At 56.8% G+C, this 14,305-nt stretch carries 12 protein-coding genes; 4 read left to right on the top strand and 8 right to left on the bottom strand.

What is annotated here, in order from left to right; all coding sequences use genetic code 11:
- Window positions 1–2 precede the first annotated feature (2 nt).
- Window positions 3–842, top strand: a complete 840-nt coding sequence (locus F1381_RS04340; RefSeq protein ID WP_151733857.1) for a 1,4-dihydroxy-6-naphtoate synthase — start codon at window positions 3–5, stop codon at window positions 840–842.
- A gap of 27 nt (window positions 843–869) precedes the next feature.
- Window positions 870–1,694 carry a class I SAM-dependent methyltransferase gene (locus F1381_RS04335; RefSeq protein ID WP_151733595.1) on the top strand — a complete coding sequence of 275 codons (825 nt, stop codon included), beginning with the start codon at window positions 870–872 and terminating at the stop codon, window positions 1,692–1,694.
- 162 nt (window positions 1,695–1,856) lie between these two features.
- Here F1381_RS04335 and F1381_RS04330 read toward each other — a convergent pair whose 3' ends face one another.
- From F1381_RS04330 to F1381_RS04315, 4 genes are all read right to left on the bottom strand, one after another.
- Window positions 1,857–3,005, bottom strand: coding sequence for a mannitol-1-phosphate 5-dehydrogenase (locus F1381_RS04330; protein ID WP_151733594.1), 1,149 nt, complete (start codon window positions 3,003–3,005; stop codon window positions 1,857–1,859).
- A 3-nt stretch (window positions 3,006–3,008) separates the two neighbouring features.
- The gene (locus F1381_RS04325) at window positions 3,009–3,440 is read right to left on the bottom strand and encodes a PTS mannitol transporter subunit IIA (protein WP_151733593.1); all 432 of its coding nucleotides are present in this window, start codon (window positions 3,438–3,440) and stop codon (window positions 3,009–3,011) included.
- Between the two features lie 15 nt (window positions 3,441–3,455).
- Complete coding sequence (locus F1381_RS04320) at window positions 3,456–5,519, bottom strand: BglG family transcription antiterminator (protein ID WP_151733592.1); 2,064 nt, start codon at window positions 5,517–5,519, stop codon at window positions 3,456–3,458.
- A gap of 95 nt (window positions 5,520–5,614) precedes the next feature.
- Window positions 5,615–7,057, bottom strand: coding sequence for a PTS mannitol transporter subunit IIBC (locus tag F1381_RS04315; protein WP_151733591.1), 1,443 nt, complete (start codon window positions 7,055–7,057; stop codon window positions 5,615–5,617).
- A gap of 614 nt (window positions 7,058–7,671) precedes the next feature.
- Here F1381_RS04315 and F1381_RS04310 point away from each other — a divergent pair.
- Entirely contained in the window at window positions 7,672–8,346 is a 675-nt protein-coding gene (locus tag F1381_RS04310; protein WP_151733590.1) for a DUF559 domain-containing protein, read from the top strand.
- Between the two features lie 738 nt (window positions 8,347–9,084).
- On the opposite strand, the gene F1381_RS04305 is transcribed toward F1381_RS04310, so the two are convergent.
- The 4 genes from F1381_RS04305 to F1381_RS04290 are packed head-to-tail and all read right to left on the bottom strand — an operon-like array spanning window position 9,085 to window position 12,903.
- The gene (locus tag F1381_RS04305; RefSeq protein ID WP_151733589.1) at window positions 9,085–10,155 is read right to left on the bottom strand and encodes an ABC transporter substrate-binding protein; all 1,071 of its coding nucleotides are present in this window, start codon (window positions 10,153–10,155) and stop codon (window positions 9,085–9,087) included.
- Window positions 10,152–10,985: an ABC transporter permease gene (locus F1381_RS04300; RefSeq protein ID WP_151733588.1), complete on the bottom strand. Its 834-nt coding sequence runs from the start codon at window positions 10,983–10,985 to the stop codon at window positions 10,152–10,154. The genes F1381_RS04305 and F1381_RS04300 overlap by 4 nt, the downstream gene beginning before the upstream one ends.
- Window positions 10,986–11,789 carry an ABC transporter permease gene (locus tag F1381_RS04295; protein ID WP_151733587.1) on the bottom strand — a complete coding sequence of 268 codons (804 nt, stop codon included), beginning with the start codon at window positions 11,787–11,789 and terminating at the stop codon, window positions 10,986–10,988.
- Window positions 11,779–12,903, bottom strand: coding sequence for an ABC transporter ATP-binding protein (locus F1381_RS04290; protein WP_151733586.1), 1,125 nt, complete (start codon window positions 12,901–12,903; stop codon window positions 11,779–11,781). The genes F1381_RS04295 and F1381_RS04290 overlap by 11 nt, the downstream gene beginning before the upstream one ends.
- A gap of 298 nt (window positions 12,904–13,201) precedes the next feature.
- On the opposite strand from F1381_RS04290, the gene F1381_RS04285 reads away from it, so the two are divergent.
- The gene (locus F1381_RS04285; RefSeq protein ID WP_187355192.1) at window positions 13,202–14,302 is read left to right on the top strand and encodes an FUSC family protein; all 1,101 of its coding nucleotides are present in this window, start codon (window positions 13,202–13,204) and stop codon (window positions 14,300–14,302) included.
- Window positions 14,303–14,305: the final 3 nt, after the last annotated feature.

The following is a 14,305-nucleotide window of genomic DNA, read 5'->3' as shown; positions in this document are numbered from 1 at the left end:
AACTGAATATAGCCTTTTCCCCTTGCCCGAACGATACCTTTGTATTTCACGCCTGGGCGCACGGTCTGGTGCCGGATGCGCCTAAGCTGAAGGTCACCTTTGCCGATATCGATATCACCAACGGCCTCGCCGCGGGCGGCACCGGCCCGGAGGTACTCAAAATCTCCTACGCCGCGCTGCCCTGGGTGCTGGACCGCTACAAGCTGCTGCCTTGCGGCGGTGCGCTCGGCCGCGGCTGCGGACCGCTGGTGCTGGCCCGCAAGCAGGATGGAGCGCCGCTGCATCCGGGTTCGCTCGCCGGACGCCGGATTGCGGTGCCGAGCGAGCGCTCGACCGCGTATCTGCTCTTCCGTCTGTGGGCGGCGCAGCGTGTGCCGGGAGGCCCGGCTGAGATCGTCGTGATGCCGTTCGACGAGATTATGCCTGCCGTCCGTGACGGCAAGATCGACGCCGGCCTCGTGATCCACGAGGCCCGGTTCACCTACCCGTCCTACGGTCTCGAGCTGCTGGCCGATCTCGGCAGCTGGTGGGAGGAGGATACCGGCCTGCCGATTCCCCTCGGGGCGATCATTGCCCGCAGGGAGCTGGACGGAGACGCCATCGCCGGGTGGATCCGCGCTTCGCTGCGCCATGCCTGGGATCACCCGGAAGACAGCCGGGAGTTTGTGATGGGCCATGCCCAGGAGCTGTCGCCCGAGGTTGCGAAATCGCATATCGGCCTCTACGTCAATGATTTTACGATGGATCTCGGCGAAGACGGATATGCTGCGATATCCGCCCTGCTTGGACGGGCTGCGGCAGAAGGGCTTGTCCCCGAATTCGATTTAGCGCTGCTGCGGTAAATTCATTCCCCCAAGGAGGAGATTTCTTTGATTCCTGAAGGCAACCGTAAAGAAAACATCGACCGTTTCCTGGGATTTCAGGATACCTATGACCGCTTCCGTCCGGAGGCGCCGCCGCTTGTAGCTGAGCTGCTGAGCCAGTACCTCGGCGGCCGCCCTGCCCTGGTAGCCGACGTCGGCTGCGGAACCGGGCTGTCGACCCTGATCTGGAGCAGGGCCGCAGATACCGTTTACGGCGTGGAGCCGAATCCCGACATGCTGGGGAAAGCGCTGGAGAAGCTGAGCGGTCTCCCCGCCGGATCAAGCACCGTAACCTTTGTGCAGGGCTATTCGAACAGCCTGCCCTTCGCCGCCGGCTCGCTGGACATCATCACCTGCTCGCAGTCGTTTCATTGGATGGAGCCGGGCAGTACACTTCAGGAGTTCGCCCGCTGCCTGCGGGAGGGCGGCGTGTTCGCAGCCTATGATTGCGACTGGCCGCCGGTGGTTCACCCGCAGGTCGAAGCCGCCTACAACCGATTGGTCGGCCTCGCCGACCGGCTGCTGCAATCATTGCAGCCGGAGGAGGAGCAGGCCAGTAAATGGAGCAAGGAAGGCCATCTGTCGCAAATCCGGGAAAGCGGGCATTTCTCCTATGCCCGGGAGATTGTGTTCCATCATACCGAAAGCTGCGATGCCGATCGCTTCACCGGCCTTGCGCTGAGCCAGGGCGGCCTGCAGACGGTGCTGAAGCTGGCTCCGGACCTTCTGGAACAGGAAATCGCGGAGTTCGCCGGGTTGGTGGAATCCCATTTTGCCGGACGGACCTTGCCGATGCTGCTCGGCTACCGGATGCGGCTCGGCATCAAATAACCCCACAAAGTGAGGCCTTCACGGAAGCTGGCTCAAGTACGTTGCGGGGACCCCGAAAACTTATAGATTCTATATGTTCAAATAACACAAAAGAGGCGTTCCTTCGCGGACGCCTCTTTGTGCTACGTCACCTGCGGGCTTTGCACTCGCTGCTGCCGTAAATTATTTCAGTGCTTCGTAATGCTTCAGCACCGCTTGATGGATGATATGTTCAGCGCCAAGGCCGGTGTACTTGGCCAACGTCCCGGAGACGCCTGTGATATTCAGGGCGGCCTGCAGCTCATCGACCTCCGGATCGCCCTCTGCCTTGAACAGCAGCGCCGCCGCCATCGAACGGGCAAGCGCATCGTAGCTTAGGCCAAGCTTCCAGGCTTGCAGCGCGGGCGACACGAGACGGTCGTTCGGGGACAGCTTGCGGATCGGCGACCGGCCGACCCGGCTGACTTCGTCGGTCAGCGCCGGATTGCGGAAACGCTCAAGGATTTTATCGATATATTTACCGTGCTCTCCGGCATCGAAGCCATGCTTCTTCACCAGCATTGCCCCTGTCTCTTCCAGCACCTCGCGGACCTTTGCCGTTACGCTTTCATCGGCCATGGCCTGCTGAATGGTCTCATAGCCCTCCAGATACCCCAGATACGCCGCCGAGCAGTGGCCGGTGTTTACGGTGAACAGCTTGCGCTCGATGTACGGCTCCAGGTTCTCGACATAATGCACACCTTCCACCGGCTCATAACCCGGCAGCATCTGGGACGCATCGACCACCCACTCATAGAAAGGCTCTACGACCACTTTGAGCGGATCTTCATGCTGCTGCAGCGGAACAATTCGGTCCACTGCGGCGTTCGGGAAGGCCACAATACGGTCCGCTTTCTCGCGGGTAGCTTCATCCAGCTGTGCATACACCAGCTCCTTGAGCTGGGCGCTGCCGCCGATGGCGTTCTCGCAGGCAATGACGTGCAGCGGCGCTTCCGAGGAAGCGAGCCGCTTCTTGATACCCTCCGCTACGGCACCGGCGATGAATTTCAGCACGGTTACGCCGACGGCGGTCGTCACCAGATCGGCTGCGGCAATCGCGTCCACCAGCTCTTCGGCCTGTGCCGCGCTGCTGAGCGCCGTAACATTACCTACAATTACAGTTTCCGCGCCTTCGCTTGCCAGGGTTACCGGATATTCGCCGCGTTCACGCAGCTCCCCGACAACCTTCTCATTGACATCGGCAAACACCACCTGATAACCGGAATGCGACAGCAGCAGGCCGATGAATCCGCGTCCGATATTGCCCGCTCCGAAGTGGACTGCCTTCTTCATGATTTACAGTCCTCCTTCAAAAATCGCAATCAATTCAGCAGGCGTTGCCGCATTCATCACCTTCTCGATGGCGTCGTCTTCCGTGAAGATCATGGCGACATTCGTCAGAATCTCCATATGATCGTTGCCGGCAGCCGCAATACCGATGACTACGAAAGCCGGCTCATCCCCGCCGAAATCGACACCTTCCGGAAAACGGACAATGGACAGACCTGTCGAACGGATATATTGCTTGCCGTCTTTGGTACCGTGCGGAATGGCCAGCCCCCCGCCCATATAGGTTGAGACTACCTCCTCGCGCTCCAGCATCTTGGAGACATACTCCTCGGTTACATGGCCTGCTTCGACCAGAATGCGTCCGGCAATGGTAATTGCCTCAAATTTGTCTTTCGCCGCAGCGTTCATTATCACATTGTTCTCTGTCAAAATACTCATAGGGTCTCTTCCTCTCTATCTTTTATTCTCAAAGAAACGGAGCAATTCGGCCGATAAAAAGGCCCGTATCTCTTCCTCCGTCTTCTCTTGCAGCAGTTCTACCAGTTCAGTATTAAGCAGCATGGAGCTGATCTCGCTGAGCACCTCCAGGCTCTCCTTCGCCAGCTTGCGCGGCGCCAGCATGAGCAGGATGACGCTTACCTCCTGCTCGCCCTCGAGCATCACGGGACTGCGCAGCCGGTAGAGCGTCAGCGACGATTCCCGGACATGGCTGCTGCGCGCATGGAACAGCGCAAGGCCGGTGTCGGGTATCACCTGGCTGCCAAGCCGCTCGCGCTCCAGCAGGCGCTCTACCATCAGATCGTTGTCATCGATGATACCCGCTTCCAGTTGATCGAGCATGGACCGCAGCATGACCGCCAGGGGAAGGCCGGTATTGTCCAGCGGATGGTAACGGAATCGCTCCATCAGGCCGATGATCTCGTCCAGCAGCCCTTTATAGCTGAGCAGCCGCTCCAGCGCACGGTCCGCCGGACTTGCACCGCCGTTCTCGCCCGCTGCACCGCCCGGCTGCTCGCGCAGCGTTGTGTTCTGGATATAGTCCAACAGCCGTACAGTTTCCTCCGGCGTCAACAGCGGACTGATCCGGATATAGCGGTCCCGCGGCAGCGGCAGGTCGATCGTCGAAATGATCAGGTCATATTCCGATTCCGGCATACGTGCGGCTTCATACCAGGAAGCATTGCCGAGAATTTCAATCTGCGGCAGCTCCTTGCTCAGCCTTATCGCCAGCAGTCTGGAGGAGCTAAGGCCGCTGGAGCAGACCAGAATGGCACGCACCTTGCGCTTCAGCTGATTCAGCCGCTCCAGCGAGGCCCCGAAATGCATGACCAGGAAGCCGATTTCCTCATCCGGAATGGACAAATCCAGCTCCAACTCCTCCACCGACAGGCGGATAATCTGGAACAGCTCCTCGTAATCTCTGCGGATCGGATTCAGCAGCGGATTGCGGATCCGGGTTCCCTCCCGGATGCGCCGCAGCGCCGGTTCCATATGCTCCAGCAGTCCTTCACGCAGGGTGCGGTCGCTCTGGAACGGCAGCCCGGTCCGTCTGATTACATTCTCCGTGAGCCGGTACACCAGCTCCATCAGTCCAATATCGCCGTAAGCAGAGTCAGCTGAAGAGAAGGAATCCTGCGCCCGGTCGAACAGACCGGCGATATGCAGAATTTCCGCCTTAGGGAAGCGGATCTTGAGCTCCTCCTCCAGCCTGGCGATAAACTGTTCGGCGCCGGGGATATTCCGGTGCTCCGATTTACGCGAATACCCGGCACTGTCAACACTGTCGATGCCCCGGCCGATCTCCACCCGCCTTACGGCGATGGCAAGGCCAATCAGCAGCTCCATGTAGACAATCTCCGGAAGCTCCAGCGTCCAGCCCCATTCCATATCCCAGAAGGTATTCTCAATTTCAATCAGCCGGTCCTGGCCGACAGCGGTGAGCAGCTTGGCGAACATCGGGTTGCTTTCGGTATGGACACCGTAGCCGACGAGATCAGACTGGTCCAGATGCTCGGCTGCCAGCCGGCTGAGTGCCCGCCGCTTATCGAATTCGCTGCCCTCGATCTCCACCCCGTAGCCCCTGCGCCGGATCAGCCGGAGGCTGAACTTCCGCAGCCAAGGCTCCAGCTCATCGAGATCATAGCTGATGGTAGCCGCGGTAACTTTCAGTGAATGGGACAACGCAAACAGTTTGACCGGTTCCTCAGCCTCCAGCAGCCGGCACAGCTCCATCACTTTACGCTCTTCTCCGGAGTATTCGGCCGGCTTGGCCTCGCGGAGAAAGCGCCGCAGCTCCTCTATCCCTTCCGCCGGCCCCCCAAGCTGGATACCCTTACCCGATTTACGGCTGAGCAGAAGACCAAAGGACTGCAGAATGCGTTCGATTTCCTCCATTTCGCGATGGACGGTTCTGACGCTGACACCGACGCTTCCGGCAATTTCAGCAGCTGTCATCTCTCCTTCGCTGGAAACGAGCAGCGAAATGACCTGCCGCTGCCTTGCGGTCATTTTTCTCATGAAATAAGCCCTCGCCTTAATCGGGAGAAACGCTGGCTGCTAATGCAGCCAACGTATCTCTGTAATGTGGGACTATTTAGTTCTTATTTTAGAAATCAGCGCAGACGTTCAACGAGCTCGTCATATTTCGGACTCTTCAAGAAGTTGTCGATGGAGATATGCTCGGCATTCGGATTGGTCTTCATCGCCCGGTCCGTCAGCGTCTTCTGGGTGACAACAATGTCGGCATCGGCCGGGATTTCACTGACCGCCGAATTGATAACCGTGATGTTGACGCCGGCCCCCTGCAGCTTCTTGCGCAGAACCGAAGCACCCATGGCGCTGGAGCCCATGCCTGCATCGCAGGCGAAGACGATTTTCTTCACTTCGTCCTTGTTGCGGACATTGGCAACTACTGCATTAGCGGCTGCAGCCGGAACGTTGCCTGCTGCCTTCATGTCTTTCACCTTTGCCGTCGCTTCTTCCAGATCCATTTCTTCATCCGCCTGTTTGGAAGTCTTCAGCAGCAGCGCGGCCAGTGCGAACGATACAGCGGCAGCTACGATGACCCCGGCCAATACCGGAATGTATCCGCCCTTAGGCGTCATTGCCAGGTAAGCGATGATGGAACCAGGCGATGGGGAAGCGGTCAGACCTGCTCCCATCAGGTTGAACACGAACGTACCGGAAACGCCGCCGCCGATCACCGCCAGGATCAGGCGGGGATTCATCAGCACATATGGGAAGTAAATTTCATGGATACCGCCTACGAAGTGGATGATAACGGCGCCTGGTGCCGAAGCTTTAGCGGAGCCTTTACCGAACAGCCAGTAAGCCAGCAGGATTCCAAGGCCGGGACCGGGGTTCGATTCGAGCATGAACAGAATCGATTTGCCGTGCTCCAGCGCCTGCTCGATAGCGATCGGGCTCATGATTCCGTGATTAATTGCGTTGTTCAGGAACAGAACCTTTGCCGGTTCGATGATGATGTTGACCAGCGGAAGCAGGTTGTGGTTGATCAGGAATTCAACGCCGTTCGAGAGGACGTTAGTGATGCCTTGCATCAGCGGGCCGATGCCTTTATAGCCTATGAGCGCCAGCGCGCCGCCAAGAATCCCGATCGAGAAGTTGTTGACCAGCATTTCGAAGCCGGCTCTGATTTTGCCGTCTACAGCGCGGTCAAACTGCTTGATGACCCAGCCGGACAGCGGTCCGACGAGCATGGCGCCAAGGAACATCGGCTGATCTGCACCGATAATCACGCCCATCGTTACGATTGCGGCAATAACGCCGCCGCGCTTGCCGTGTACCATGGTGCCGCCGGTGTAACCGATCAGGAGCGGCAGCAGGTATTTGATCATCGGATCTACCAGCGTTGCAAAGTCCGCATTCGGGAACCAGCCCGTCGGAATGAACAATGCAGTAATCAAGCCCCATGCGATAAATGCGCCGATGTTCGGCATAACCATGCCGCTCAGCAGCCGGCCGAATTGTTGAACCTTTACCCGGGCGCCGCCGGTGGAAGGTTGTGTTGCGCCCTTTGTAGCCGTTGTGGCCATTACAAATGCCCCCTTAAAAATATTATTCTAAAGCCCTTGCATTAAGGCTTACTTAGGAATATCGTCCCTATGGCTACATAGTAGTTCAAAGCGCTTTCAGTGTCACGGAATTGAAAACACGCTTTCGTCATGAACATTGTTGACAACATTTAAGAGCTTGCTGGAATAACGGAGAAAGCCCGTCGCTACGCGCTTTCCAGGCCATACTCACAGTTTGTAGTATGCCCTGATCGCCCCTGTATCCATCCATAAATACGACTTCATGACAAACCGTTCCGCCCGCCGGATGCCATTTGCCGCCCTAAAAATAAAAGAGCGTATACGCACGATTTATTTCGCACACAGACGTCTTTTGGCCTATTGCATATTATTAATTTTCGCATCCTGGAATATGGAGTTAGGTTTCTATCTGACCCGCTGTAACCGGACTAATCCAGAAGATTTAGAGCGTATCTATCCGGAGATTTCTGCCCCGAACACCGGCCATGGCGTTAGTGCTGGTTATCCCTATGGCTTTGGTATATACTGTATGTATCGTGTGACGAGGAACGTCCCGGTCTCCCTTAGGTAAGAGGGGAACCGGGACGTTTTCTATTTTCCGGGAGGGGATTACACTGCTGTTTGAGGCTGCACATGAACAATTTATCTCGCGGCATATTGCCGCAAGAGCCGCCGGGGAGCGGCAGGACCGATTAGTGCGGGGACACCGCCATGCGGAGACACTTTTTCTGCGCAATGTCTGGTGGCCGCTTCAGGGGCATTTTGACGGGCTTCACCCCGAGTATGAGGTGGCTGATTGGCGGGGAAGATCTTATTTTGCCGACTTCGCCTGGCTCCCAGGCTACACCAGGCTTCTTATTGAAATTAAAGGCTTCTCCTCGCATGTGCGCGATATGGACCGGCGGAAGTTCAGCAATGAGTTGAACCGCGAGACGTTCCTGTACGCTATGGGTTATCAAGTAATATCCTTTGCCTACGATGATGTGGAACAGCAACCGGAGCAGTGCATCCATTTGCTACGTATGGTGATGAGTCGGTATGAGCCCTCGCGCGCCCCCGTTTCGCAGGCCTTATTGATGGAACAAGAGACGATCCGTCTTGCTGTCCGGCTGGCACGGCCGATCCGGCCCATAGACGTTAAGCAGCATTTCTCCATCGACTATAAGCCGGCAGTCCGCACTCTTCGCGAATTATGCGCCAAAGGCTGGCTCCGGCCAGCTCAGCGGGGCAACGGCGAGCGCATCGTCAGCTACGAGCTGGTCCACGGGGTACTGGAGTATTTCAACTAAAATTTGCTTGAATTACTTGAGGCTTATAGCTTGTCCAAGCCAAATCTAAGGACGGTATGCGCCTCCATTCCCAGCTCTTACTCGCAAGTTAGTTAGTGCATTGCAGCAGCTTGAGCGTTCAAGGTACTAGGTGCTTGTGCATGCTGGCTGGTTGTAGTTACAGTGGTAATTCGGTTCGCTTCAGCAGCCCAGGTTGACACCACCACAGATGCTAATTGGAAAATCGCAAACTAATTTCGCCTTTATTGCGGATTTCAGAAATCTAAGTGGAAAACGTCCAACTAATTCCCAGGTTTTGCGCGTTTGGCCCAGCCATTGCCTGAATTAGTGTGCTGTTATCCACTTAGATGTTCTCCCAACGCTCTCTAAACTCATTTAGTTTGCGAAAATCCAATTAGTTCTGATTGGCATGCGGCTACCCGAATCCACGGCCCGTAGTTGGACCGAGTCTCCGGTGTGTAGCTGGTCTAAGTCTCCGGTTCGCTCTTGAGCAGAGCCTCCGGCCTGCACTTGGGCCGAAACTCCGGTCCGCAGGTTGTACAAAGGGCTGGCTACCTCCGCAGGTTCTCCCGCATGGTCTTCCACATGTTCTCCCTCATGTTCTCCCTCATGTTCTCCCACATGTTCTCCCGCAGGTTCTCCCGCATGGTCTTCCGAGGCTGTCCGCCGGTTGTCCGCAGCTGGCCTCAAACACATGCGCAAAAACGCCCATCCCCATGGGGACAGGCGTTATACAATCTACTTATTCATCTTGAACTTCAGGAACAGCTCATTATAGTGGGCGAGCATCCGCTTGCCGAGGTTGTCGTAGACCTCCAGCCGGTCGGTAATCTCCGCGGGCGGGTAGAACCGCTCATCGCCGGAGATGTCTTCCGGCAGCAGCGCCAGCGCCGGCACGTTCGGCGTGGAATAGCCGACATATTCGGTATTCTTCGCTGCGACGTCCGGACGGAGCATGAAGTCGATGAATTGATGGGCGCCCTCCACGTTGGCCGCTGTACGCGGGATGACCATGTTGTCGAACCAAATGTTCGAGCCTTCCTCCGGTACGACATAATCCAGCTTGTCGTTCTCGTCCATAATCTCGGAGGCGTCGCCGGACCAGACGATACCGGCGGCCGCTTCTTCATTCGCCAGCAGCATCTTGATCTCATCGCCGACGATCGCCTTAATATTCGGAGACAGGCTGTTCAGTTTGGCCAGTGCTTCCTGCAGATGGGCTTCATCCGTATCGTTCACCGAATAGTGCAGGCTGTTCAGCGCCATGCCCATCACTTCGCGGGCACCGTCGACCAGCATGATATTGTTCTTCATCCGGCTGTCCCACAGGGAGTCCCAACTGCTGAAATCCATGCCCTCGGTCAAATCCGGGTTGTAGATTATGCCGACTGTCCCCCAGAAATACGGCACCGAGTACTGGTTGCCGGGGTCGAAGGAGAGGTCCATGAACTGGGAATCAATATTGGCCAGATTCGGAATCTTGCTGTGGTCAAGCGGCAGAAGCAGATCCTCCTCCCGCATCTTGGCGATGGCATAATCGGATGGCACCACGACATCAAAGGTTGTGCCGCCCTGCTCCACCTTGGTCAGCATGGCTTCGTTGGAATCAAAGGTCTGGTAGATCACCGTGATGCCGGTCTCATCCTCGAACTGCTCCAGCAGCTCCGGGTCGATATAATCGCCCCAGTTATAGATAGTGAGCGTATTGCCTCCCGTATAGCCTTCGGCGGAATTCAGCCTGGAGCCCAGATACATCAGCCCGAAGGCGACGATGACAATCGCTGCAAACGCATTGATCAACTGCTTCATCTAGGCACCCCCATTTCGGCGGCGGGCTCGGCGGTCTCCGCTGCGCGGGACGGACGGCCCTTGCGCTGATTGATGAAATAGTACCCGATAACCAGCAGTATCGTGAACAGGAAGATCAGTGTCGACAGCGCATTAATCGACAGGGATACCCCTTGCCGGGCCCGGGAGTAGATTTCAACCGACAGTGTGGAGTATCCGTTGCCTGTAACGAAAAAGGTCACCGCAAAGTCATCCAGCGAGTAGGTCAGCGCCATGAAGAAGCCGCTGAAGATGCCGGGCTTGATAATCGGCAGAATGACTTTGGTGAGTACGTCCCGTCGGGTTGCGCCAAGATCGCGGGCAGCATCGGTCAAGGTCGGGCTCATCTCCTGCAGATGCGGCAGAATCATCAGCACAGCGATCGGCACGCTGAACGCGACATGCGAGAGCAGCACGGATACGAAGCCCAGCTTTATTCCTGCAATGGTGAACAGGATCAGGAACGAAGCGCCGATAATGACGTCCGGGCTGACGATCAGCACGTTGTTCAAGGAGAGCAGCGTGTTCTTCGCCCGGCGGCTGCGGATCCGCTGGATGGCCAGTGCACCGATAACGGCGATTACCGTGGCGATGGCCGAGGACAGCAGCGCGATGACCAGCGTGTTGATAAAGATTATGATCAGGCGCGTATCCTGCAGCACCTCTCGGTAATAGTCGAGCGTAAAGCCCTCGAATTCGTGCATCGTTCCGCCACTGTTAAACGAGTAGTACATCAGGTAGAAGATGGGCGCATACAGCACGGCAAAGACGATAACGAGATACACATTCGCGAATTTGTTCTTGCCTTTCACTTAACGCACCCCTTTCCGTGCGCCGCCGAAGAGCAGCATGAACAGTGCCATAATAGCGATCAGGAAGACCGCCACGGTCGAGCCCATGCCCCAGTCCTGCGTGACGAGGAAATGCTGTTCGATCGCCGTTCCCAGCGTAATGACCCGGTTGCCGGCAATCAGGCGCGTAATCATAAACAGCGACAGCGCCGGAATGAATACCGCCATGCAGCCCGAACGCACCCCGGAAATCGTCAGCGGAAAGATGACGCGGCGGAAGGTGGTCCAGCCGGAAGCGCCCAGATCGCGCGCCGCATCCACCAGCGAGAGGTTGAGGTCCTCCAGGGCGCTGAAGATCGGCAGAATCATGAACGGGATGAAAATATATACCGAGACGAACACAAAGCTGAAGCCGGTGAACAGGATTTGCTGCTCCCCGATGCCCAGCAGGTCAAAGAAATTGTTGACCGGCCCGAAGGTACCGAAGATGCCGATAAAAGCGTAGGCCTTCAGCAGCAGGTTAATCCAGGTCGGCAGAATGATCAGCAGCAGCCACAGCTGCTTGTGCTTGGTCCGGGTCAGCAGATAGGCCGCCGGATAAGCGACAAGCAGGGAGAACAGCGTAATCAGGAACGCATACCAGAAGGAGCTGAGCGTCATCTGCAGATAGACCGGTGTGAAGAAATTGACATAGTTGTCAAGCGACAGATTACCGTCCAGATCAAAGAGCGAGTAGTAGATGACCAGCAGCACCGGCGCGATGACAAACAGGGCAATCCACAAGTAATAAGGGAGCATATAAAACGAACGGCCCTTATTCGTCATGGCTGTCCACCTCGGCATAGGCCTCCAGGCGCCGGTCGAATTCTTCCTCCGTTTCGCCGAATCGCATAACATGAATCGCTTCCGGGTCAAAATAAAGCCCGATCTCCCCGCCTACCTCAGCCTTGCGCGTGGAATGCACCAGCCACTCATGACCGGACTCGTCATAGCAGCTGATCTCGTAATGCACGCCGCGGAACAGCTGGGAATCGACGCGCACGCGCAGCTTGCCCTGCTCCAGCGGAACAATCTCCAGGTCCTCCGGACGGATCACGATCTCCACCGATTCATTCGGACGCAGTCCGGCGTCGGCGCATTCAAAGCGTTTGCCGTTGAATTCCACCAGATAATCCTCGATCATGACCGCCGGCACAATATTCGATTCCCCGATGAAATCAGCCACATAGCTGTTGATCGGCTCATCATAAATGTCGTTCGGCGTGCCGCTCTGCTCGATTCTGCCCTTGTTCATGACAAAGATCCAGTCCGACATGGCCAGCGCTTCCTCCTGGTCATGGGTGACGAAGATAAAGGTGATGCCCAGCCGCTGCTGCATCTCGCGCAAAATATACTGCATTTCCGTACGCAGCTTGAGATCCAGCGCGGACAGCGGCTCGTCGAGCAGCAGCACCTGCGGTTCGTTGACGATGGCGCGGGCGATGGCCACGCGCTGGCGCTGTCCGCCGGACATCTCGTGGATCGCCCGCTGTTCATAACCGGACAGGTTCACAAAGCCGAGGGCTTCCTGCACCTTTTGCCGAATGACCTCCTTCTTCAGCTTCTTGACGCGCAGGCCAAAGGCCACATTCTCGAACACGTTCAGGTGCGGGAACAGGGCATAATCCTGAAACACCGTATTGACCTGACGCTCGTTGGCGGGGATGTGGTTGATGACCTTGCCGTTCAGCGATATCGTGCCCGAGCTCGGTTCAATGAAGCCGGCGATCAGGCGCAGAATGGTGGTTTTGCCGCAGCCGGAGGGGCCCAGCAGTGTATAGAACTTGCCGCGTTCAAGGTCGAAGCTGACCTCTTTTAACACGGGTTCTTCATCGTCATATTGTTTGCTTACCTGTTCAAAAGAAATAATAGTACCTTCCGGAGTAGCTATAGCTAACAACCTCCCTTACCGTATGTAGTACAACCCTATTTTACCCGCTTCCAGCGGGAGACAATCGAAGTGGGCATGCTTAGCGCTGGAGAAGCGACACTTCCTCCCTTCCTTCGACACACATTCAACATTATATAGCATATATGAAGTTTTCCGGATATGCGATAGATAACAATGTAAAATTCCAGCCAATAAAACTTAACAAGTTCGTAAAAACTGCCGTCTGCATCCCCATTTGCAGGTGTTATAATGAAAATCGCTGAAAATAATCATGAATTTCATATATAGAGGAAAGAAGATGACTCCCATGAACGAGGGATGGCAGGACCGGCTTGAGAAGTTCGGAATATCCCTTTATATGATTCGCGTAACCATTGCAGCCACACTCTCCTGGCTGGCGGTATATAGCCTGTACGGAGACCGGTATTTATATTTCGCCCCGCTTGCGGCAATTCTAATCACCCAGGGAAGCGTTAAGGCTTCGCTGGAAAAAGGGGCTTACCGCCTGACCGGCATTGTGCTTGGCGGACTGGTCAGCCTGATCGTCGGTCAATTCCTGGATGTGGGGGTCTGGTCTATACTGCTCATTCTGCTGCTGGGCATCGGCGCCGCCACCGCTTGCCGGATTAATATTCAAGCCGTCTCGCAAGTCGGAGTAACCTCTGTACTTACACTGACATTCTTTCACGACCATTATATTGAATGGCGGGTGGCCGAGACCTTTATCGGCGTGCTGATTGCCCTTCTGATCAATATGATTATCGTTCCGCCCAAGGGGTTCGTCAAGGTAAAAGACATGACACATCAGGGGGCACTGCTGCTTGCGGATGCACTGGGCGGCCTGTGTGCACAAGGACACGGCTCCGCTAAGGCGCAAACGGCGCTGGCGGACTCGGCAAAGCTGCTGGGTACGAGCGCGGTCCGGCAAAAGGAGCTGCTCTATACGCTGGCCCATTGCTCCTGCCGCCGGGAGCTGCAGTCCTTGAACCGGACAACCGGCCGGCTCAAGACGATACATGCCTATGTCAAAGAAATCGGCGAAGAGCTTGCGCTCTTGCCGACGCGGTACGCCGTTGCCGGCGGGATTAGCGAAGCCATGGAAGCTACTGCGGACTGCATCGTCCTGTACGGGGCCGACAGCCAGCCGGACACGGACGGCAAGGCCTCGCTGCCGGAGGCGCTGCGGCGCGCCCGTGAGCTTCAGCTCGCCGCCTTCGCCGGGCTACAGGCCGATTGCCCGATTACGGCGATCCGCGATCTGGGCGCCGTCTTCTCCCACTTGAGCCGGGTGCTGGATGAAATCGAGCGTGCGGATTATGCCGCCTTCCCGGCCGCCGCGCAGCGGGTGCCTTCCGGGGCGGCGCGGTCCGCACGCGCCCGGGGCAAGACGCCCGCCGGGCTGCTCTAAGCT

It is taken from the genome of Paenibacillus tengchongensis, assembly GCF_008973665.1.
In the GTDB taxonomy this organism is placed as follows: Bacteria; Bacillota; Bacilli; order Paenibacillales; family Paenibacillaceae; genus Paenibacillus_AQ; species Paenibacillus_AQ tengchongensis.
The sequence above is the reverse complement of the archived record's forward strand: the minus strand, read 5'-3'. Positions and strand labels throughout refer to the sequence as shown.

Excerpts from the sequence above, each read along its gene's own strand:
- F1381_RS04330 (WP_151733594.1), bottom strand. The coding sequence starts at position 3,005 with ATGAAGAAGGCAGTCCACTTCGGAGCGGGCAATATCGGACGCGGATTC.
- F1381_RS04325 (WP_151733593.1), bottom strand. The coding sequence starts at position 3,440 with ATGAGTATTTTGACAGAGAACAATGTGATAATGAACGCTGCGGCGAAA.
- F1381_RS04320 (WP_151733592.1), bottom strand. The coding sequence starts at position 5,519 with ATGAGAAAAATGACCGCAAGGCAGCGGCAGGTCATTTCGCTGCTCGTT.
- F1381_RS04315 (WP_151733591.1), bottom strand. The coding sequence starts at position 7,057 with ATGGCCACAACGGCTACAAAGGGCGCAACACAACCTTCCACCGGCGGC.
- F1381_RS04305 (WP_151733589.1), bottom strand. The coding sequence starts at position 10,155 with ATGAAGCAGTTGATCAATGCGTTTGCAGCGATTGTCATCGTCGCCTTC.
- F1381_RS04295 (WP_151733587.1), bottom strand. The coding sequence starts at position 11,789 with ATGACGAATAAGGGCCGTTCGTTTTATATGCTCCCTTATTACTTGTGG.
- F1381_RS04285 (WP_187355192.1), top strand. The coding sequence starts at position 13,202 with ATGAACGAGGGATGGCAGGACCGGCTTGAGAAGTTCGGAATATCCCTT.